17 protein-coding genes are annotated in these 21788 nt (G+C 45.4%); 1 reads left to right on the forward strand and 16 read right to left on the reverse strand.

Features of this window, described 5'->3' with window-relative positions; translation table 11 throughout:
- Positions 1 to 25 precede the first annotated feature (25 nt).
- From priA to ACSQ2E_RS13980, 7 genes are all read right to left on the reverse strand, one after another.
- Positions 26 to 2449, reverse strand: a complete 2424-nt coding sequence (priA, locus tag ACSQ2E_RS13950) for a primosomal protein N' (protein ID WP_435991418.1) — start codon at positions 2447 to 2449, stop codon at positions 26 to 28.
- Positions 2436 to 3665, reverse strand: coding sequence for a bifunctional phosphopantothenoylcysteine decarboxylase/phosphopantothenate--cysteine ligase CoaBC (gene coaBC, locus ACSQ2E_RS13955; protein ID WP_435994551.1), 1230 nt, complete (start codon positions 3663 to 3665; stop codon positions 2436 to 2438). The genes priA and coaBC overlap by 14 nt, the downstream gene beginning before the upstream one ends.
- Before the next feature lie 134 nt (positions 3666 to 3799).
- Positions 3800 to 4021 (reverse strand): DNA-directed RNA polymerase subunit omega, encoded by a 222-nt coding sequence (gene rpoZ, locus ACSQ2E_RS13960; protein WP_034755771.1) that lies wholly within the window; start codon positions 4019 to 4021, stop codon positions 3800 to 3802.
- Positions 4022 to 4636: a guanylate kinase gene (gmk, locus tag ACSQ2E_RS13965; RefSeq protein WP_435991420.1), complete on the reverse strand. Its 615-nt coding sequence runs from the start codon at positions 4634 to 4636 to the stop codon at positions 4022 to 4024.
- The gene (gene remA, locus ACSQ2E_RS13970; protein WP_034755776.1) at positions 4637 to 4909 is read right to left on the reverse strand and encodes an extracellular matrix/biofilm regulator RemA; all 273 of its coding nucleotides are present in this window, start codon (positions 4907 to 4909) and stop codon (positions 4637 to 4639) included.
- Positions 4910 to 4965: 56 nt separating this feature from the next.
- Entirely contained in the window at positions 4966 to 5841 is an 876-nt protein-coding gene (locus tag ACSQ2E_RS13975; protein WP_435994553.1) for a YicC/YloC family endoribonuclease, read from the reverse strand.
- Positions 5842 to 6008: 167 nt separating this feature from the next.
- Positions 6009 to 8690 (reverse strand): cation-translocating P-type ATPase, encoded by a 2682-nt coding sequence (locus ACSQ2E_RS13980; RefSeq protein ID WP_435991423.1) that lies wholly within the window; start codon positions 8688 to 8690, stop codon positions 6009 to 6011.
- A 214-nt stretch (positions 8691 to 8904) separates the two neighbouring features.
- Between ACSQ2E_RS13980 and ACSQ2E_RS13985 the strand changes: the two genes are divergently transcribed.
- Positions 8905 to 10608 carry an Rqc2 family fibronectin-binding protein gene (locus ACSQ2E_RS13985; protein WP_435991425.1) on the forward strand — a complete coding sequence of 568 codons (1704 nt, stop codon included), beginning with the start codon at positions 8905 to 8907 and terminating at the stop codon, positions 10606 to 10608.
- Positions 10609 to 10713: 105 nt separating this feature from the next.
- On the opposite strand, the gene pyrE is transcribed toward ACSQ2E_RS13985, so the two are convergent.
- From pyrE to ACSQ2E_RS14030, 9 genes are all read right to left on the reverse strand, one after another.
- Entirely contained in the window at positions 10714 to 11337 is a 624-nt protein-coding gene (gene pyrE / locus ACSQ2E_RS13990) for an orotate phosphoribosyltransferase (RefSeq protein WP_435991427.1), read from the reverse strand.
- Positions 11334 to 12044, reverse strand: a complete 711-nt coding sequence (gene pyrF, locus ACSQ2E_RS13995; RefSeq protein ID WP_435991429.1) for an orotidine-5'-phosphate decarboxylase — start codon at positions 12042 to 12044, stop codon at positions 11334 to 11336. The genes pyrE and pyrF overlap by 4 nt, the downstream gene beginning before the upstream one ends.
- Positions 12016 to 12957 carry a dihydroorotate dehydrogenase gene (locus ACSQ2E_RS14000; protein ID WP_435991431.1) on the reverse strand — a complete coding sequence of 314 codons (942 nt, stop codon included), beginning with the start codon at positions 12955 to 12957 and terminating at the stop codon, positions 12016 to 12018. The genes pyrF and ACSQ2E_RS14000 overlap by 29 nt, the downstream gene beginning before the upstream one ends.
- Entirely contained in the window at positions 12954 to 13727 is a 774-nt protein-coding gene (locus ACSQ2E_RS14005) for a dihydroorotate dehydrogenase electron transfer subunit (RefSeq protein WP_435991433.1), read from the reverse strand. Before ACSQ2E_RS14005 ends, ACSQ2E_RS14000 begins: the two co-directional genes overlap by 4 nt.
- The gene (gene carB, locus ACSQ2E_RS14010) at positions 13724 to 16936 is read right to left on the reverse strand and encodes a carbamoyl-phosphate synthase large subunit (RefSeq protein ID WP_435991435.1); all 3213 of its coding nucleotides are present in this window, start codon (positions 16934 to 16936) and stop codon (positions 13724 to 13726) included. The genes ACSQ2E_RS14005 and carB overlap by 4 nt, the downstream gene beginning before the upstream one ends.
- Positions 16929 to 18020, reverse strand: coding sequence for a carbamoyl phosphate synthase small subunit (locus ACSQ2E_RS14015; protein WP_435991437.1), 1092 nt, complete (start codon positions 18018 to 18020; stop codon positions 16929 to 16931). The genes carB and ACSQ2E_RS14015 overlap by 8 nt, the downstream gene beginning before the upstream one ends.
- Positions 18017 to 19303 carry a dihydroorotase gene (locus ACSQ2E_RS14020; protein WP_435991439.1) on the reverse strand — a complete coding sequence of 429 codons (1287 nt, stop codon included), beginning with the start codon at positions 19301 to 19303 and terminating at the stop codon, positions 18017 to 18019. The genes ACSQ2E_RS14015 and ACSQ2E_RS14020 overlap by 4 nt, the downstream gene beginning before the upstream one ends.
- Positions 19304 to 19319: 16 nt before the next feature.
- On the reverse strand, positions 19320 to 20198 hold the full coding sequence (locus ACSQ2E_RS14025) for an aspartate carbamoyltransferase catalytic subunit (protein WP_435994555.1): 879 nt from the start codon (positions 20196 to 20198) through the stop codon (positions 19320 to 19322).
- A gap of 166 nt (positions 20199 to 20364) precedes the next feature.
- A complete protein-coding gene (locus tag ACSQ2E_RS14030; RefSeq protein WP_435991441.1) occupies positions 20365 to 21693 on the reverse strand; it encodes a solute carrier family 23 protein in 1329 nt (442 codons plus the stop codon).
- Positions 21694 to 21788 lie beyond the last annotated feature (95 nt).

Below are 21788 nucleotides of genomic sequence, written 5' to 3' on the forward strand. Positions count from 1 at the left end.
CCTCCATTTTTCTATATAAATAGTGTTACATCAACATATAAGGGTTCACATCTATGGAGATGGTTAACCCTTGTGATGCATATTGCTGCTGAAATTGATCGAGTACCGTTTTTAATGTACTGCCAAGATTTGGTTCACGCTTGTATTTTATCAAACATTGATAGCGATATCTATTCTTGATCCTGGGAATGGGCGATGCCACAGGCCCAAGGATGATCGTTGTATCGGATAGCTTTGAACGGACGAAAGCCGTCAATTTCTCTGAAATATCAACGACCTTCATTAGATCTTCATGACTTAATGTGATCAGTGTGATGTAGTAAAAGGGAGGATAGGAACCCATTTTTCTCATCATCATTTCCTGCTGGTAGAAACGATTATAATCATGATTGGATGCTAATTCGATTGAGTAGTGCTCCGGTGTGTACGTTTGTATGACTACTTCCCCGGGAAGCGTGTGCCTGCCTGCCCTTCCACTTACTTGAGTCAATAATTGGAACGTCTTTTCCGCTGCCCTGAAATCCGGCAGATGGAGCATCGTATCCGCACTGAGTACGCCGACCAGGGTGATATTTGGAAAGTCCAGGCCCTTTGCGATCATTTGTGTACCCAGGAGGATATCTGCCTTCCCTTCCCCGAAAGCGGTTAACAGTTTTTCATGTGAGCCTTTCCGGGATGTGGTATCGACATCCATACGGATGATCCTTGCATCCGGGAGGAGCTTCGTCAATTCCTCTTCTACCTTCTGTGTACCCGTCCCAAAATAACGGATATGCTCACTTGTACATTCGGGACATGTGGATGGGACCCCTTCTTCATAACCGCAATAATGGCATTTCATCCCGTTGGAAAATCGATGATAGGTCAAGGATATGTCGCAATTCGGACATTGCAGGACAAAGCCGCAATCTCGGCACATTATGAACGATGAGTGCCCCCTGCGATTTAGAAAAAGGACCGTTTGCTCTCCCTTTTCAAGTCTGTCCTGGAGCTTTTCGAAAAGGTTCGTTGAAAACATCGACCGGTTTCCCTTCCTGAGTTCCTCTCTCATATCCACAATATCGACGGATGGAAGCGGGCCGTCATTCATCCGTTTATCAAGCGTCAATAGTCCGTACACACCTTTTGAAGACCGGGCGAAGGATTCAAGGGAAGGAGTCGCACTGCCTAAGATCACCGGGCAGCGATGGAATTCTCCTCGGTAGATCGCAACGTCCCGTGCGTGATAACGAGGATTCTCCTCTTGCTTGTAGCTGGTTTCATGCTCTTCATCGATAATGATGATCCCGATATTTTCAAAAGGGGCAAAAACGGCAGAGCGGGCTCCGACCACCACTTTCACTTCCTTGCGTTGAATCTTTCTCCATTCATCATATTTTTCCCCGACTGATAATCCGCTGTGAAGAACGGCGACATCGTCACCAAACCTCCCTTTAAAGCGGTGTACCATCTGAGGGGTAAGGGAAATCTCCGGAACAAGTACAATCGCCTCTTTCCCCTCCTCCAGTACCCGTTGGATGGATTGCAGATAAATCTCTGTTTTCCCGCTGCCTGTTACACCGTAAAGAAGAAATGTGTGATGCTTCTCTTGATCAATGGTGCTCAAAATAGGACCAATCGCCTCTGCCTGCTGGGAAGTCAATGAAAGGGGGAAGGTCTTCTCAAATGTTCGATTTTCAAAAGGATCTCGGTATATTTCCACGTTTTTCTCAACAAGGATCCCTTTATGGACTAAAGACTTAACGGTACTTGAAGTCGTGGCCATCACTTCCATCAGGGTGGATGCCAGTATCCCATCACCACCAGGAGCAGCATCCATCATATATTCGATGATTTGTTTTTGTTTACTGGCCTGAGGTGGCAAACGATCTTTCATTTTATCCACTTGATCGATCGGTACGTTCAGATAAAGCTTTCGTACGGTTTTCTTATTCCCTTTGGCTTTCACCCTGTAGATGACTTCAACAGAGCCTTTCTTTACCTCTTTATGTACGAGAGGGAGCAATCCGTTTTCTTCGATTGCATTCCAGGAAACCTCTCTTCCGTTCTGAAAAAAGCGTTGGAGGGAGAGATGAAGCTCACCCGGATTCCTGTCTTCTTCAAGTCGAAGGAATTTTTCATACTTCGCTTTCATGGCTGCGGGAAGCATCGCTTGGAAGGCTGAGATTTTAAAGCAGAGGGTTTTCTCAGTCAACCAGTTGCCCAGCGCGAGTAATTCTTTGTTCAGGACGGGTACGAGATCCATCGGCTCGACAATCGATTTAAGTTTTGAGACTTCCCCTTTCTCCTTTAACTCAATGACAAAGCCTTGGATTTTCCTCGGACCAAAAGGCACGACGACCCTCATACCGGGAACGATACTGCCTTTCCATTCATCCGGGATACTGTAATCATATGTTCGATCCGTCTGCATGGCAGGAACGTCGACAATGACGCTAGCTACGTTCATGTGAGGAACCCTTCTTTATGTGCCGGATGGCTTCTTTATAGATTTCTTTTGCTACCTCTACCTTTGATAATAAAGGAAGCTCGCGAACGTCTCCCCCACTCGTGACAATCGATACTTTGTTTGTATCTGTTCCAAATCCGGATCCCATTTCTTTCACGTTATTTGCGACGATCATATCTGCCCGCTTTTTCACAAGCTTCGACTTAGCGTATGTTTCAACGTTTGTCGTCTCTGCTGCAAATCCGATGAGGTATTGGTGGGTCTTCCTTTCACCAAGGCTCATTAATATATCCTTTGTACGCTCAAATTCAATCACTAGATTTTCATCTTTTTTCTTTAACTTATCTTCAAAAATTTCTTTAGGGCGGTAATCGGCAACCGCTGCACTCTTAACGACAATATCTGCAGATGGAAATACTTCATGCACCCTATGATACATTTCTTCAGCAGTCGTCACGGAGACAAATTCAACATCTGCCGGAATCGGTAATCCGGAAGGTCCGGAGATCAATACTACTTCCGCTCCAAGGGAAACGGCCGCTTCCGCAAGGGCATACCCCATCTTTCCCGTTGAACGATTGGAAAAGAAACGCACAGGGTCCACCATCTCCCTCGTCGGACCAGCTGTGATCACTACTTTTCTCCCCTCAAGCAGCTTGCTTTCACTTACACGCTCCCGAAAAAAGCGATCAACCAACTCCACTACCTTCTCCGGTTCTTCCAATCTTCCTTTACCAATATACCCACAAGCTAAATACCCTTCACTCGGTTCGACAAATTGATGGCCAAACCCAAAGAGGGTGTCGATATTCCTTTTTACCGCTGGATGATCATACATATGTACATTCATGGCCGGGGCGATCCACACTTGTGCCGTCGTTGCAAGAATCGTCGTAGTAATCATGTCATCTGCAATCCCGTTTGCAAGCTTCCCGATCATATTTGCCGTGGCAGGTGCCACCAGTACGAGGTCAGCCCAATCCGCCAAGTCGATATGAGCAATTTTTGATGAATCTTTTTCATCAAAGGTGTCCCAATACACATCTTGACGGGATAATGCCTGAAACGTAAGGGGAGCCACAAATTTCTGTGCCGACTCCGTCATGATCACCTTCACTTCAGCACCGCCTTGAACCAATTTGCTTGTCAAGGCTGCCGCTTTGTATACAGCTATTCCACCAGATACACATAATAGTATTCTTTTCCCCTGCATCATTCTACTTTCCCCCATTACTCTTTATCCTTCTTATATTATGAAGGATATTGATTGAAAAAGAAAATAGGGTTGTCCCGAAAGATGATGAAATCTTCCGAGTCAACCCTTGGAGTTATTCAATAAGATCCGCCAGTCTATTCATCAGAATAAACTGCTTTGGCGTCTCTTTCTTTCATAGATAACTGACCGGCATGAATTTCTTCAAGGGCCTTACCTACGAACTTATGGGAATCATATCGGTTCAAACGGTAATCCCCCGTGTCTTGCAGGTTTCTTGCACGCTTAGCCGCTATACTGACTAACGAATATTTAGAATCAATCTTCTTCATTAATGAATCAATGGATGGGTTTAACATTTATTCAGCCTCCAGCATATTTAAGTATCGTTGTTGCACTCGTTCCCGTTTGCAGTGTTCTGCTTGCACAATGGATTTAATCTTATCTACCGCATGTTCAATCTGATCATTTTCAACAATGTAATCATATAAATTCATCATTTCGATTTCTTTTCTCGCGGTATTCATTCTGCCCCTGATCAAATCATCTGTCTCAGTGCCTCTTGTTACGAGGCGGTTCTGAAGTTCAGAAAGACTGGGGGGTGCCAGGAAAATAAACAAACCTTCGGGAAATTTATCTCTGACCTGCTGTGCACCTTGTACTTCGATTTCAAGAAAGACATCTCTTCCTGCATCCAGGGTTTCCCTGACATAATCTACAGGGGTTCCGTAATAGTTACCTACGAACTCTGCATATTCCAACAGTTTCCCCTGTGTGATCAGCACTTCGAAATCCTCTCTTGATTTAAAGAAATAATCTACACCATCCACTTCTCCTTCACGGGGTTTCCGCGTGGTCATGGAGATGGAATATTCAAACCTTGTATCTTCCTGGGAAAAAATCGCTTTACGAACTGTTCCTTTCCCTACACCTGAAGGTCCGGAAAGAACGATCAGCAATCCTTTTTCTTTCATTTATTTACCCTGCCCTTCTTCTACTAAATCCTCTTTATCTGTCAAACGATGAGCAACGGTTTCGGGTTGAACAGCTGAAAGAATAACGTGATCGCTATCCGTAATGATGACCGCTCTTGTTCTTCTTCCGTATGTAGCATCAACGAGTGTTCCCCGGTCTCTTGCATCTTGTATCAAGCGTTTGATCGGGGCTGATTCCGGACTTACGATTGAAATGATCCGGTTGGCTGAAACGATATTTCCAAATCCTATATTGATGAGCTTGATCGACATAACGCTCCTCCTAATCAATAGTTTAGTTTCGCCAGAATGATAGGAAACTAAACTTCTTATTCTACATTTTGCACTTGTTCCCTCAGCTTCTCAAGTGTTGATTTCAGTTCCACCACAATGGTGGCAATGAGGGAATCATTTGCTTTGGAACCAATTGTATTCACTTCCCTGTTCATTTCCTGGATCATGAAATCCAGTTTCCTGCCTACAGGACCACAATCGATTAATGTGGAGTGAAAGTACTGAATATGACTTTGAAGTCTTGTCAATTCTTCCGTTATGTCAGACTTATCCGCAAAGATGGCCACTTCCGTAAGCAAACGGCTTTCATCGAAAGATGTTTCGTTGTATTCGGCAATCCTTTTTCTTAATCGTTCTCTATATTGATTGACCACTTCCGGCGCATGACTGGACAGTTCAATGATATTCTTTTCAAACTGACTGAGATGAATGAGAAAATCTTTCTTGAGAAGTTCTCCTTCTTTCTCCCGCATCTTTCTAAGGTCCAGCGCTGCTTCATCCACAGCTTTTAATACCAGATTCTCAAGCTCTTCATTTTCTTCTTCCATTTCTTCAATCATGATAAATTCTTCTCTGTTCAAGAGATGGGATAATTGCACTTCATCTTCTAAGGAAAAGGTTTCTTTCACTTTATTTACTAACTGATAATAATCTTGAATGAGCTTCCAGTCAATATGAAGATTTTTATGCACAAGTCCGTCCCCTGTGATGGTAATGAAAATATCAACTTTCCCTCTTTTAACATTTTGGGATACTTGCTTCTTGATTTTATCCTCTAGCTTCATTAATTGTCGCGGCATTCTTATGTAACATTCACTGAATCTGTGATTCACGGATTTCATTTCAACCGTTACAGTATGTTGTTGAGAGTCTGATTTACTTCTTCCAAAGCCTGTCATACTGACAACCATTACGATCACATCCAATCCTTTGACGGTATTCGTATGTAAGATAACAGATTTCACTTTCTCGTGCTGATATATTGTGAAGGGAAGCACTCACTTATGAACAACATATCGCTTTATATAAAAAAGGTAATAGAGGATTTTCTCTATTACCTTTTGGATTATACCACATTTCACTGTTTTTTTCTTGCAAAAAATGACCCTGCCAGTAAAAAGGTTGGAACGGAGCTTAAACCAATGATCAAGAGCCAATCTTTCAATACGATCGGTACTGTATGGAAGATCGGTTGCAGGGAAGGGATATAGATGACCAAGAGCATTAATATGAGTGAAGATAATACGGCAAAAACGAGATACATATTCCCGAACGGATTTCTTGAAAACACCGATACTTCACTTCGGCAGTCGAACACATGGATCAGTTGTGCCATGACCAGTGTAGCGAACGCGACGGTTTGGGCATACGCCAAGTGATCTGGGTGAGTCTTATACGATAGCATGAACGCAAGCAGCGTCGCCCCGCCGATCAAGAATCCCCTGGAGACCACTTTCCACCCGAGCCCCCTTGCAAACACACCTTCCTTTGGATGTCTCGGTTTTCTTCTCATGACATCATCTTCCGGCTTATCAAGACCAAGTGCCATGGCAGGGAGACCATCAGTCACTAGGTTCACCCATAAAATCTGAATCGGCACCAATGGAAGCGGGAGCGCCAGAATCATGGCAAATAACATGACGAGAATTTCACCGACGTTTGAAGCTAAGAGATATCGAATGAACTTGCGGATATTTTCATAGATGTTCCTCCCTTCCTGAATGGCTGATTTAATCGTAGCGAAGTTATCATCCAACAGGACTAACGATGAAGATTCCTTTGATACGTCCGTGCCTGTAATCCCCATGGCGACTCCAATATCCGAGGATTTTATGGCAGGGGCATCGTTGACCCCATCCCCTGTCATCGCCACGACATGTCCCCTGTTTTGCAGGGCTTTGACGATTTTCAGCTTATGCTCGGGTGATACACGTGCAAACACCGATACTTCATCCACAATTTCTTCCAGTTCATGTACTTCCATCAGGTTTAATTCTTTTCCATCCATGACACGGTCTTTACTTTTCAAGATGCCCAGCTGTTTGGCAATGGCTTTCGCCGTCAGAACATGGTCCCCGGTGATCATGACCGTCTTGATCCCGGCAGCACGACACTCTTTCACCGCCTGCTTTACCTCTGGTCTCGGGGGATCGATCATCCCTTGTAAACCGATGAAGGTCACCCCTTCTTCCACATCTAGTTCCACCAGCGTTTCGACAGCCCGACCCTTGATCGGTTTATATGCAATAGCTATGTTTCGTAAAGCGTTTGATGACATCTCACTGATGGCACCTTCTACTTTTTCAGTGATCTCTGGAGATTTCGGTTGTAGCCTTCCCTCCCACAGGATCGATTCGCTTTTCCCGACCAATACATCCGGAGCACCTTTCGTTACGGAGAAGTGCTTTCCATTCTGGTCGGCCACTATGATACTCATCATCTTCCTTGTGGAATCAAAAGGGAACTCTTTGACAATCGTGAATTTTTTCTGCAATGATTCCCTCGAAAGCCCGGCCTTTAAACCTGCTACTAGAAGAGCCCCTTCAGTGGGGTCTCCATCGACGATAAAGGTTTTTTCACGAGTTACAAGGTCTGCATGATTGCAGAGCATCCCGAAGGTCAACAGTTGCTGCAGTGCATTCTCACTGTGAGGCGTCACCCTTTTTTCCCCGGTATAAAATTGGCCATCAGGTTCATAACCGGTGCCAGTGACGGTCCATGTCCTTCCACCACTCCACAGATGGGTGACCGTCATCTTGTTCTGGGTCAAGGTTCCAGTTTTATCCGAACAAATCACGGATGCACAGCCCAATGTTTCCACCGCCGGCAGCTTTCGGACGATGGCTTTCTTCTTGATCATCCTTTGAACACCAAGTGAAAGGGCAACCGTCACAATGGCGGGTAACCCTTCAGGTATGGCTGCTACGGCCAATGACACCCCGGCTAAGAACATCGTATACATATCATGGCCCTGAATCACGCCGATTCCTACAACCAATCCCGTCAGCACAAGAGCAACCGTAATGAGGATCTTCCCTAACTCTTCCAGTCTTCTTTGAAGAGGGGTCGTCATGGTTTCCGCGTTTTGGATCATATCGGCAATTTGCCCCATTGCCGTTTTCATACCAATTGAAGTCACAACACCGATTCCATTCCCCCTCGTGACCATCGTCCCCATAAATGCCATGTTTTCCAAGTCTCCGAGACTCATATTTTCACCATTTACAGGGTTTATGGATTTGGTGACAGGTATTGACTCCCCGGTCAGGGCGGATTCCTCTATTTCAAGATTATTCGCTTCAATGAGACGTACATCCGCTCCGATCCGGTCTCCACTTGCAAAGCGTATGACATCCCCAATGATGACATCCTTAGAAACGACCTTTACCCACTTACCGTCCCTTAACACCGAAACCTGGGGTGCAGAAAGCTCCTTTAAGGCCTGAAGCGACCTCTCAGCTTTCCGCTCCTGGAAAAAACCTAAAAAACCGTTAATGAACACAATGGCAATAATGGCGATGGCATCGATGTATTCACCAAGTAAACCTGAAATGAGCGTGGCTGCCAATAACACGAGAACCATAAAATCCTTGAACTGACTAAAGAACAATAATAAAGCTGACTGCTTCTCAGCTTCTTCTAATTGATTGTACCCGAATTGTTTCCGTCTGATTGTTACCTCTTCTGTTGAAAGCCCTTCTTGATAATTGGTATTTAATGACTGCTCTATGTCCTCTTGTCTCATCTCATGAAATTTCATGCAACCATGTCACTCTCCTCCTACGATACGAAAAGTTGTCCTTCTCATAGCATTCTTATTCAGACTCGTCCTAAAAAATGATATGATTTAAGTATGTTTTGCATTTTCCCTTTCAGGGGGATAAACTCGGTTACATTTGATACACTTTTCAACCACGCCCTAGTCGGATAGAATTAAACTATACTGAAATCGCATGAAGCAGAGGATGTTATATATGTCATTTGATGGATTATTCACAAGAAACATGACGAAAGAATTGAATGAAAACCTATTACACGGACGCATTAACAAAATACATCAACCTTATAAAAATGAAATCATCATGGTCATCCGGGCAAATGGAAAGAACCATAAATTGCTCTTATCCGCTCACCCAAGTTACTCACGTGTTCAATTAACCGCTGAGAATTACGACAATCCACCGGTTCCCCCGATGTTTTGTATGTTGTTGCGAAAACATCTTGAAGGGTCGATCATCGAAGGGATCAATCAGATTGAATTAGATCGTATGATTGTATTCGAAGTGAAAGGCAGGAACGAAATCGGGGATATTTCTTATAAACAACTGATCATTGAAATAATGGGCCGTCACAGCAATATCATTCTAATCGATAAAGAACGAAATATGATTCTTGACAGCGTCAAGCATATTTCTCCAAGCATGAATACGCATCGTACTGTCTTGCCTGGCCATACCTACGTGTTGCCGCCCCAACAGGATAAAATAAATCCACTTGAAGCAGAGACGGTAGATGTTTTACGTGCCCTTGATTTCAATTCAGGTAAACTTGATAAACAGATCGTCCAATCTTTCGCCGGTATCTCGCCCCTTTACGCGAAGGAAGTCGTACACCGGGCCGGGATCGGTAGCGGGTCAGCCATTGCGGAGTCATTCGTATCTTTGATTGCCCATGCAAAAAATGATGCTATAACGCCGACCCTGATCACAGCAGAGAAGGAAACGTTCTACTGGATGGACCTTCTGCATCTTCAAGGTGAAAAACAAACATTTCCTTCCTTAAGTGAACTGCTTGACCGGTACTTTTACCAGAAGGCTGCACGAGATCGAGTCAAGCAACAAGGAAATGACCTGGAGCGGTTCATTCGAAATGAAAGAGATAAAAATGTCAACAAAATAACGAAACTCGAGCAGACGCTTGACGATGCACAACAGGCTGACCGCTATCAACTGCTCGGTGAACTCCTTACTTCGAATCTATATGCCGTAGAACGAGGCATGACGGAAGTCAGCGTAGTCAATTATTATGACGAAAACGGGGAAAGTATCACGATTCCATTAAACCCTCAAAAGTCACCTTCCGATAACGCTCAGAATTATTTCTCGCGTTATCAAAAAGCGAAGAATGCCATAAAGATCGTCCATGAACAAATTGAAAAAGCGCAGGAAGAGATTGTGTATCTCGAACAATTACTGCAGCAATTAGAATCTGCTTCGACGAAAGATGTGGAGGAAATCAGGGAGGAACTCGAAGAAGAGGGTTACCTGAGGGTCCGCAAGCAAACAAAAAAGAAAAAAGCCAATACGAAGCCTGTACTGGAACAATACATGTCATCTGACGGGACACAAATCCTGGTCGGTAAAAACAATAAACAAAACGACTACTTGACCAACCGTGTCGCAGGTAGAGATGAGATCTGGCTTCACACGAAGGATATTCCAGGGTCTCACGTGGTCATCAAGAGTCATAAGCCAACTGATAAAACGATCAAGGAAGCGGCCAATATTGCCGCCTACTTCAGTAAAGCCCGTGAATCAAGCTCCGTGCCCGTTGATTTCACCGAAGTCAAACAGGTCAAGAAACCTAAAGGTGCGAAACCCGGATTTGTCATTTATGAAGGACAGCAAACCGTATACGTGACACCGGATCTTGATTTGGTCCGATCGTTAAAAAATTGATATAGCTCAAGATGCACTTTCATTCAGTAAAGAATTGACTGGATGGAAGTGTATTTATTTTGAACAATGACAAAAAGCAACTCAAAATACGAGTTGCTTTCCCACTTACATCCCCCATGTCTCAGGGTCTTTCCTCCAAAGCTTTAATTGTTCCAACTCACCTTCACTGATGATTTCATTTTGGACTGCTACCTCCAGTAAGCTTGAATAATCGGATAGGGCATAGGATGTGATATTTTGTTCTTCAAGCATCTTTTTCCCTTTATCCAATTCATATGTGAAGATCGCGACCACCCCTAAAACGTCACATCCCGCTTCTATTAAGGCGTCAACCGCTTTTATGCAGCTGCCTCCCGTGGAGATAAGATCTTCAACGACGACAATCTTTTGTCCTGGTGCCGCGATCCCTTCAATCTGCTTTCCTTTTCCATGGGCTTTAGGCTTTGACCGGACATAACACATGGGAAGATTTAATTTCTCACTCACCCAGGCGGCGTGCGGAATTCCTGCGGTTGCTGTTCCGGCGATGACTTCCGCCTCGGGAAAATGCTTTTGGATCAACTCTGATAGTCCCGTAGAAATGCGGTTCCGTACTGAAGGATACGACAGCGTCAGCCGATTATCACAATAAATCGGTGACTTTATTCCGGATGACCATGTAAACGGCTCCGTCGGGTTTAAAAATACGGCTTCGATGTCAAGTAATTTTTTTGCGATTTCATGTTTCATTCTTTGCCCTCCCATTCATGTACGATCCGTTCGTATGCTAAGACCGGATTCACCGCACCTGTAATACTTCTCCCAACGACTATGTAGGAAGAACCCATTCCTTTTGCCATTTGTGGTGTAGTGACCCTTTTTTGATCTGCTAATTGATCTTCTGCTAACCTGATCCCGGGAGTGACCCGTAAAAAGTCATTCCCGCAATGTTCTTTTATCAGACCCGATTCGTGGGGAGAACATACCACTCCATCCAGTCCGGCATCTTTAGCTAGAGTGGCATAATGCAGGACAGACTCATTGATGGTAGTATGGATAAGCTGTTCTTTTTGCATCTGTTCTTCCGTTGTCGAAGTAAGTTGGGTGACGGCGATCAGGTTTGGGCGTTTATGATTGGCAGGAGTTCCCGCATGGAGACCCTCCAGCGCCTTTTCCATCATCATGCTACCACCTGCAGCATGGACGTTGATCAGTTCCAGGTCGAAGCCAGCAAGTCCTTTCATGGCCCCGTACACTGTATGAGGAATATCATGAAGCTTCAGATCCAGGAAAATCCGATGATTTTTATTTAATATCTTCTCAATGATTGCCGGACCATTTTGAAGGTACAACTCCATACCGACTTTCACATTCAGACTTTCTGAAAATTGATCCAGGAAGGTTGAAGTCATCTCCCATGTCGGGAAATCAAGTGCTATGAACGGTGCTTGATTCATGCTTCCCCCAGCTCCTTCCGGTTAATTGGGATATATGCTCGACTCCGAGCTCCCCAAGTAAAGGCGGTAACTCATTTATGATTCGTTGGCATACGAATGGATCAACGAAATTCGCCGTACCGACTGCAATGGCACTGGCTCCGGCATAGAAGTATTCAATCACATCTTCAGCTGATTGTATTCCACCCATTCCAATAATCGGAAGGTCCACCTGTTGACTCACTTCATAAATCATCCGGATGGCAACCGGTTTGATGGCAGGGCCGGATAATCCCCCGGTTTTGTTCGCAAGAACCGGCCTGCCCGTCTTCATATCCAATCTCATTCCGAGAAGTGTATTGATCATTGTCAGTCCGTCTGCCCCTCCCGCTTCAACAGCCTTAGCCATGTCGACGATATTGGAGACGTTCGGTGATAATTTCACATACAGCGGGACCTGTGATACTTCTTTAACCTTCTCAGTCAATTCCTTAGCCACTTCAGGGATGGTCCCGAAAGCGATTCCTCCCGTTTTGACATTTGGACAGGAGATATTGAGTTCAAGTGCAGTCACGTTTTCAGCGGAAGAAATGACCCTTGCCACTTCCACATAATCTTCCACTTGGGAACCAGCCACGTTTGCAATGATCGGTACATCAAATTGTGAAAGCCATGGAAGTTCATTTTCCATCACACCGCTGAGCCCGGGATTTTGTAACCCGATTGCGTTCAGCATACCCCCGTTTGTTTCAGCAACCCTTGGAGTAGGATTTCCAAAGCGGGCCTCTTCCGTCGTCGCTTTGATCATGATCGCCCCAAGCTCGTTCAAATCATAAAACTGGCTATATTCACGCCCGAAACCAAAGCAGCCGGATGCCGGCATGACCGGGTTCTTTAAAGACAAGCCCGGCAATTTGATTTGTAATGATTTCATAAAAGCACCTCCCCTACTGGAAATACCGGTCCGTCACTGCATACCTTTACGTAGGTAGACCCTTCCGGATCATCCTGTTTATGGCAAACGCAGGCGAAACAAGCCCCGATTCCGCATCCCATCCGCTCCTCTAATGAGATGAAACCGCGTTTGCCTTTCAATTGCCTTTCAAGAGCTTTCAGCATGGGTGTCGGTCCACAGGAATAAAACACATCAAAGTACGGCTTCTCTTCAGAGATGACATCTGTTACAAATCCAACACTACCAAGGGAGCCGTCGACAGTGGCAACATATGTGAGCCCAAGTTCCCCGAACTTATCTTCATAAAAGCTGACAGATTCATTTTGAAAACCAAGAATGTGCTTCACTTCCCAACCGTTTTCTACAAGCTTTCTGGAAAGACCGTAGAGGGGAGGCACGCCAATCCCTCCACCTATCAACAGCGCGGTCTTACTTTCGTCTCCCACGGAGAAACCATTACCTAAAGGGCCTAATACGTCGATCCTTTCACTACGATCCACAAGGGAAAGAAGTCGTGTCCCTTTTCCTTCAGCCCGGTAGATAAGGGTCATGGTATGTTGTTCAGGATCGTGGGAGGCGATGGAAATCGGCCTTCTCAGTAAAGGGTCGATTCCCGTCCCTACTTTCACATGAACGAACTGGCCCGGGGCCATTATTTGATCCACCAGATTTCCTTGAAGAACGAGTTCAAAAATATTTTCAGCTATCCGTTCATGAGAAAGCACAACCATCTTTTCGTTAACGATCATTGATAATCCGCCTCTTTCACTTTCGGTAGTGAGTCAAGTGCCTCTGCTGAGAAAGTCATGGATTCAATCACTCTCAGGATGGCTTCTGCAGTGTCCAGTGACGTAAGACAAGGAATTCCGTTTTCGACCGATTCCCTTCGAATTCTGAATCCATCCCGGGCAGGTTGCTTTCCTTTTGTCAATGTATTGATGACAAGCTGTGTTTCACCACTTTGGATGATATCCAATAATGTAGGACCGCTGGAACCGATCTTATCCACTTCACGGACAGTGATACCTGCCTTGTCCAGATGCTCTGCCGTACCCTTCGTTGCGAGGATTTGATAGCCGATATCGATAAAGCGTTTTGCCAGGAGTACTGCTTCATCCTTGTCTTTATCTGCTACAGTCATGAGCACAGAGCCATATTCCTTCATTTGCATTCCTGCAGCAACCATCCCCTTGTAGAGTGCCTTCTCTAAGGTCTGATCTTTCCCCATTACTTCACCTGTAGATTTCATCTCAGGTCCGAGCGTAATGTCCACCCGTCTAAGTTTAGCAAAGGAGAAGACTGGAACTTTGACGTACACACCCTGTTTTTCAGGAACCAGTCCTGATTCATATCCTTGATCTTTCAGGGATATTCCAAGGATAGACTTGGTCGCAATATTCGCCATTGGGACATTTGTGATTTTACTGATGAATGGCACGGTCCTGCTGGAACGAGGGTTCACTTCCAGGACGAATACTTCGCCTTTTGAGATGACATACTGGATGTTCAGTAATCCGATAATGTTCAACCCTTTTGCCAGTCTTGTCGTATAATCGATAATGGTTTGTTTCTGTTCATGTGTAATCTGTTGTGGAGGATACACTGCGATGGAATCCCCCGAATGAACCCCCGCACGTTCGATATGCTCCATAATTCCCGGTATGACCACGTCTGAACCGTCTGAGATGGCATCCACTTCGATTTCCTTGCCGATCAGATAACGGTCGATTAAAACCGGGTGCTGGGGATTGACTTTTACAGCATTTTTCATGTACTGGAGAAGCTCTTCTTCCCTGTATACAATCTCCATGGCCCGTCCTCCGAGGACGTACGAAGGTCTTACCAGAACCGGGTATCCGATGCTTTTTGCTATTTCAAGTGCCCCTTCTACCGAAACTGCTGTTTTCCCTTTAGGTTGAGGGATGCCGAGTTGGTTCAGAGTATGCTCGAATTTATCACGGTTCTCCGCGCGATCGAGATCCTCAAGTGAAGTACCCAGAATCTTGACGCCTCTTCTCACCAGCTCATCTGCCAGGTTGATGGCCGTTTGTCCACCAAACTGGACGACGACTCCCTTTGGCTTTTCAAGATCGATGATGTGCATCACATCTTCCACCGTCAGTGGCTCGAAATATAATTTATCCGAAATACTGAAGTCGGTCGAGACCGTTTCCGGATTGTTATTCACGATGATGGCTTCATAACCCGCTTCTTTAATGGCCCAAACGGAGTGAACGGTTGCATAATCAAACTCCACTCCCTGTCCGATCCTGATCGGTCCAGAACCGAGGACGATGACACTCTCACGTTCTGTGACCCTTGATTCATTCTCGTCTTCATAAGTCCCGTAGAAGTAGGGAGTTTCTGATTCAAACTCTGCTGCACAGGTATCGACCATTTTATATACCGGGATAAGGTCATTTTCTTTTCTCCATGTATACACATCTCTTTCCTTACTTTCCCATAACCTTGCCATGGTGATATCTGAGAAGCCCATGCGCTTCGCTTTTTGTGCAAGCTCAAAGCTGAAGGGGCTCAATGCCAGTTCTTTTTCAAACTCTATGATTCTATTCATTTTATATAAGAAGAAGAGGTCGATTTTGCTCCATTCATGAATGGTCTCGATTGTCACTCCCCTTCTCAGCGCTTCGCCGATATAGAAGAGGCGTTCATCCCCTGCTTTCCTGATCCTTTTTTCGATCCACTCGTCTGTAAATTGATCCGCGTCACTCAATTCCATGTGATACGTATTGCTTTCAAGGGAGCGGATCGCTTTCAGTAGTGATTCTTCGAAGGTCCGGCCGATCGCCATCACTTCTCCGGTTGCTTTCATTTGGGTACCGAGGTTTCGTTTGGCAGCTTCGAATTTATCAAATGGCCATCTTGGAATCTTCGTCACAACATAATCCAGTGCAGGTTCGAATGATGCATACGTTTTACCCGTAACCGGATTCATCATTTCATCCAATGTCAGGCCGACGGCGATCTTCGCTGCAAGCTTTGCAATCGGGTAACCGGTCGCCTTGGATGCCAGTGCAGATGAACGGCTCACCCTGGGATTCACTTCAATGATGTAATACTGGAAGCTGTCAGGATCGAGTGCCAGCTGAACGTTACAGCCTCCCTCGATTCCCAGCTCTCGAATGATACTTAAACTTGTATTCCGGAGCATTTGATATTCGCGGTCACTTAATGTTTGGCTTGGTGCCACCACGATTGAGTCTCCCGTATGGATTCCAACAGGATCTATGTTCTCCATATTACACACCACGATGGCGTTATCGGATGCGTCCCGCATAACCTCATATTCTACCTCTTTGAAGCCTGCAATACTTTTTTCCAGCAGGCATTGTGTTACAGGGCTGTATTTCAATCCTGAGCTTACAATCTCGACCAATTCGTCTTCGTTGTGACAGATTCCCCCTCCGGTTCCTCCCAATGTGTAGGCTGGACGGACAATGACCGGATATCCGATTTCATTCACAAATTGATAGGCTTCATCCAGGGAATGAATGATTTCACTATCCGGAACCGGTTCTCCCATTTCATTCATCAAGTTCCTGAACAAATCACGATCTTCCGCCTTCTCGATGGCAGAAAGTTTCGTCCCGAGGATTTCTACTCCGCATTCTTCCAAGACCCCTGACTGGGCAAGTTCAACAGCCATGTTCAATCCCGTTTGGCCACCTAATGTAGGCAGCAGCGCATCCGGTCGTTCTTTACGGATGATCCTGCTGACAAATTCAAGTGTCAATGGTTCGATATATACTTTATCTGCCATTTCAGCATCTGTCATGATCGTGGCAGGATTTGAGTTTACAAGGATGACCCTGTAGCCTTCCTCTTTCAATGCGATGCAGGCTTGTGTTCCGGCGTAGTCGAATTCCGCCGCCTGTCCAATGATGATAGGTCCGCTTCCGATAACCAAGATGCTTTTAATGTCTGTACGTTTAGGCATGTTGAAGCTCCTTTCTTTTCTCTTCTTTCATCAATTGTAAGAAATCATCGAATAAGTAGTTTGAATCCTCTGGTCCTGGAGATGCTTCAGGATGATACTGAACCGTAAAGGCAGGAAAGTCCAAATGCTTCAATCCTTCTACTGTTCCATCATTTATAGCTAAATGGGTGACCTGTATTCTTGATCCGGCTAAAGACTTTTCATCCACTGCATAGCCATGGTTCTGTGAAGTCAGTGCGACCTTTCCAGATTTTAAATCTTTGACCGGATGGTTGCCGCCACGATGGCCAAATTTCATTTTGAAAGAGTCCCCTCCACACGCAAGGGCAAATAATTGATGCCCTAGGCAGATACCGAAGAGTGGAATTTCACCAAGCAGTTCTTTGATCGTTTCAATTGCTTCCGGTACATCTTTCGGATCCCCCGGTCCATTCGATAACATGATCCCGTCAGGCTGCAGGCGTCTGATTTCTTCAGCAGAAGTATCATAAGGAACGACGATTACGTCACAATCACGCTTGTTTAATTCCCTTAGAATCCCGTGCTTCATCCCAAAATCCATCAGCACCACACGATACCCTCTTCCAGGGCTTGCGTAGGCCGTCTTCGTGGATACCTGCTTGACTTGATCTGTTCGCAGATCTGTACCATGCAGCTTATCAAGCATTGCCCCTGAATCTATTTCGGCTGCACAAATGATGCCTTTCATGGCTCCATGCTTCCTGATGATCCTGGTTAACTTTCTGGTATCGATACCTGAAATCCCAGGAATTCCTTTTATTTTTAATAATTCATCCAACGTTGATTCATTTCTCCAGTTAGAAGGGAAGTCCGCCACTTCTCTCACAATGAACGCTTTGATGGCAGGGGTAATCGACTCAAAGTCATCCCGGTTGATGCCGTAGTTCCCTACAAGGGGATACGTCATGGTGACAAGCTGGCCACAGTAGGATGGATCTGAAAGTATTTCCTGGTAGCCAGTCATGCTTGTATTGAATACCACTTCACCGATCGTTTCTTCATTCGCTCCGAATCCTTCTCCCACGAAAACCGTTCCATCGTCTAAAATGAGTTGTCTTTTCATTGTTCGTTTCCTCCTTCATTCCATACAAGAGATCCCTGATAAAAAGTTGCTTTCGGCCATCCTTTGCATTCCCATCCTTTAAATGGTGTGTTTTTCCCTTTGGATACAAATCCAGCCGGGTCGATTTCTTTTTGTTCTTGCAAATCAATGAGCGTAAAGTCTGCTTCTCCTCCTACTTCAAGTAGTCCAAACGGAAGATTGAATGCTGAACTTGGTTTGATGGTCATCCAGTCAATAAGCTGTTTCAGTGTAAAGATCCCTTTTTCCACAAAGTTTGTATAGAGCAGCGGAAATGCCGTCTCCAACCCGACGATTCCGAACGGAGCGAGCTGCATCCCTTCCGACTTTTCGGCTTCTGTATGCGGGGCATGGTCGGTGGCGATGAAATCAATCGTTCCGTCCAAGAGCCCCTCTATAAGAGCCTGTCGATCCTCTTTACTCCTAAGAGGCGGATTCATTTTGAAGTTGGGATCAAGCCCTGGGATATCGTCTTCTGAGAGCAGAAGATGATGGGGTGTCACTTCAGCCGTCACGTTGATACCGGCTTTCTTCGCATCCCTGACCACCCTGACAGATTCTTTTGTCGATATATGGCAGACGTGGTAATGGACTCCCGCTGCTTCAGCCAGAAGAACATCCCTAGATATATGTACTGCTTCACAGATGGAAGGAATGCCTGGCAGATTATGCTCTTTGGAGAATGTCCCATCATGAACCGCTCCTCCATAAATCAAGGTATTCTCTTCACAATGGGCGACAATGGAGGCATTGATCCCGGCTGCTGTCTTCATGGCTTGATACATCATATCAGCTGATTGTACCCCTACCCCATCGTCTGTGAATGCAAATGCCCCGTTTTCTTTTAATGATGGTAAGTCATTAAGCTTATTCCCGATTTGTCTTTCCGTGATGGCAGCATACGGTAACACGCGAACACCTGCTGTGTCAGAAATTTTCTGATTAAGGGACTGTAGATTTTCCACTGAGTCAGGTACAGGTCTAGTATTGGGCATTGCCGCGATGGTGGTGAAACCGCCTTTTGCTGCTGATTTCGTTCCCGTTTCGATGGTTTCCTTATGTTCTCCGCCCGGTTCCCTTAGATGGACATGGAGATCGACAAAGCCTGGTGAAATCACTAACCCTTCTGCTTGAAATTCCTCGTGATCTTTCCCTTTCAGCTCTGAACCGATCTCGATGATTTTCTTTTCTTCCACCTTTACATCCACCGTCTCAAGTTCACCATTCTTTGTTACAATTCGTGCATTACGGATTAACCAATTCATTTCAAATTCCCCCTGGTCAGTTGATTTCGAGTGCTCTTTTTAAAACGGCCATTCTCACGTATACTCCATTTTCCATCTGATTAAAGATTCTTGATTGCTTACATTCAACCAACGAGTCGGCTATTTCCACCCCTCGATTGACAGGTGCGGGATGGAGGATGATACCGGATGATTTCATCCTGTCTTTCCTGGATTCTGTCAATCCGAAGCTTTCATGGTATTCCTCTTTCGTCAGGGTCGATGTACTCTCGTGACGTTCATGCTGGATACGGAGAAGCATGATGACATCAGAATCGGTTATGCATTCATCTATAGGCAGATAGTTCGTTCGGTCTGTTGATGGGAACCATTCCTTTGGTCCTGAAAAAATGACTTCTGCACCTAGTTTCGTCAAGGCTTCCGCATTGGACCTGGCAACCCTGCTATGGGCTATATCTCCGATGATGGATACCTTTAGTCCTTCGAATCGGCCAAATTCCTGACGGATGGTCATCAGGTCCAACAGACATTGAGTGGGATGATTTCCACACCCATCCCCTCCATTGATCACACTTATATTGAGAGGGGCCAGTTGATCAAAATAGCGTTCAAGGGAATGACGGATGACGACCGTATCGACTCCTATGCTCTCTAATGTTTTCACCGTATCATACAAGCTTTCACCTTTTTGGATGCTTGACGTCTGGGCTTCGAAGGGGATGACTTCAAGACCAAGCTTTCTTTCCGCCATTTCAAAGCTGCATTTTGTACGTGTACTTGCTTCGAAGAAAAGATTGGCAGCGAATTTCTTTGTCCCGCACTCCCAGGTTTCCCCTTTTTGAAAACGTTCCGCCTGATCCAGTATTTGAATGATTTCTTCTTTTGGTAAGTCAATCATCGTCAACAAGTTCTTCATCATGAGACAACCCTTTCCTCTCTTCTCTTTCAAAAAAAACACCCTGTCTTCTTCCCGACAGGGTGTTTTTGAACGTATCAACTGTGACAGTGCGGAAAAATCCCGCATGTCTTGTTCAAATTCACCCTTCTTAGACTCTCTGGACCATGTTAAAAGGTGTTTCTATTTATGCAACGTCATGCTTAGCTTTTTCTTCTTCGAATAAATTGTTCTTCCCTTCGCTTTCTTCCCGGCCCGGCAGGACAAGGTTCAAAAACACCCCAACGATCGCCGCAAGGGCCATTCCCGATAGAGAAACCTGCTCGTTGACCTTTACGAATGCCCCTCCTACTCCGATTACAAGGATGACACTCGAGATGACTAGATTACGCTTGTTTCCTAAATCTACTTTGTTATCGATTAACATACGGAGTCCACTTGAAGCGATGATTCCGAACAGCAGGATGGATACCCCGCCCATGACCGCTGATGGAATCGAGCCGATCAAGGCTGTTATCTTGCCGACAAATCCGAACATGATGGCAAGTACCGCCGCCCCGCCGATGACAAAGACGCTGAACACCCGTGTAATGGCAAGCACTCCGATGTTTTCTCCATACGTTGTATTTGGCGGTCCACCCAGGAAGGAGGCGATCACAGTCGCTACCCCGTCCCCCAGGATGGAGCGGTGAAGACCCGGCTTTTCAATGAAATTTCGTCCTACGACTTTACTTAATACCATTTGGTCCCCTGTATGTTCTGCCAGGGTCACCAGTGCAACCGGGACCATGATGGATACGATCTCCCAAGAGAAGCTAGGTGTGTAGTCTACAAATGGGACAAAGAAGTCCGGCATCTGGAAGAAGGGAGCATCGATTACCTGTTGAAAATCCACCAGCCCTGCAAAAACCGCGATGACATATCCTCCGATGATACCAGCGAGAATCGGGACCATCCCGAGAAATCCTTTGAAGTAAATCGAACAAATGACCGTGATTCCCAATGTGGCAAGCGCCACCATGAAGTGCGTGTTACTGTAAACCAATTGTTCTGCTCCAGGATTTTCATACATGGCCATATTGACGGCGGTTCCGGCAAGACCTAATCCAATCACCATGATAACGGGCCCTACCACAATCGGAGGGAGAATCCTGATCAGCCATTTCAATCCAAGCTTTGATATGAGCAGCGCAACGATTCCGTATACAATTCCTGCGAGAAAGCTTCCCATCATGGCAGCCTCCGGCCCTCCCAGGCTCTTGGCAGCCAGGATCGGTGCGATGAAAGCGAATGACGACCCCAGGTAAGCAGGGATCCTCCCCTTCGTGATCAGGAGATAGGCAAGTGTTCCGAGTCCGCTTGAAATTAAAGCAACCCCCGGGCTTAACCCCACCAGGAATGGAACCAGCACTGTTGCACCGAACATGGCGAATAAATGTTGTATGCTAAATGTAATCCATTTTCCTATATTAGGTACTTCTTCTACGTCTAAAACGACTTGTTGATTTTGATTCATGTTTGTTTTCTCCTCCAATACCCATTTTTACCCATTAAAAAACCCTCTTTGTAAAGAGGGCACAAAGAGGGTACAAGAAGGCCTGATTCTACCTT

The organism is Rossellomorea sp. LjRoot5, assembly GCF_964253455.1.
GTDB lineage: Bacteria > Bacillota > Bacilli > Bacillales > Bacillaceae_B > Rossellomorea.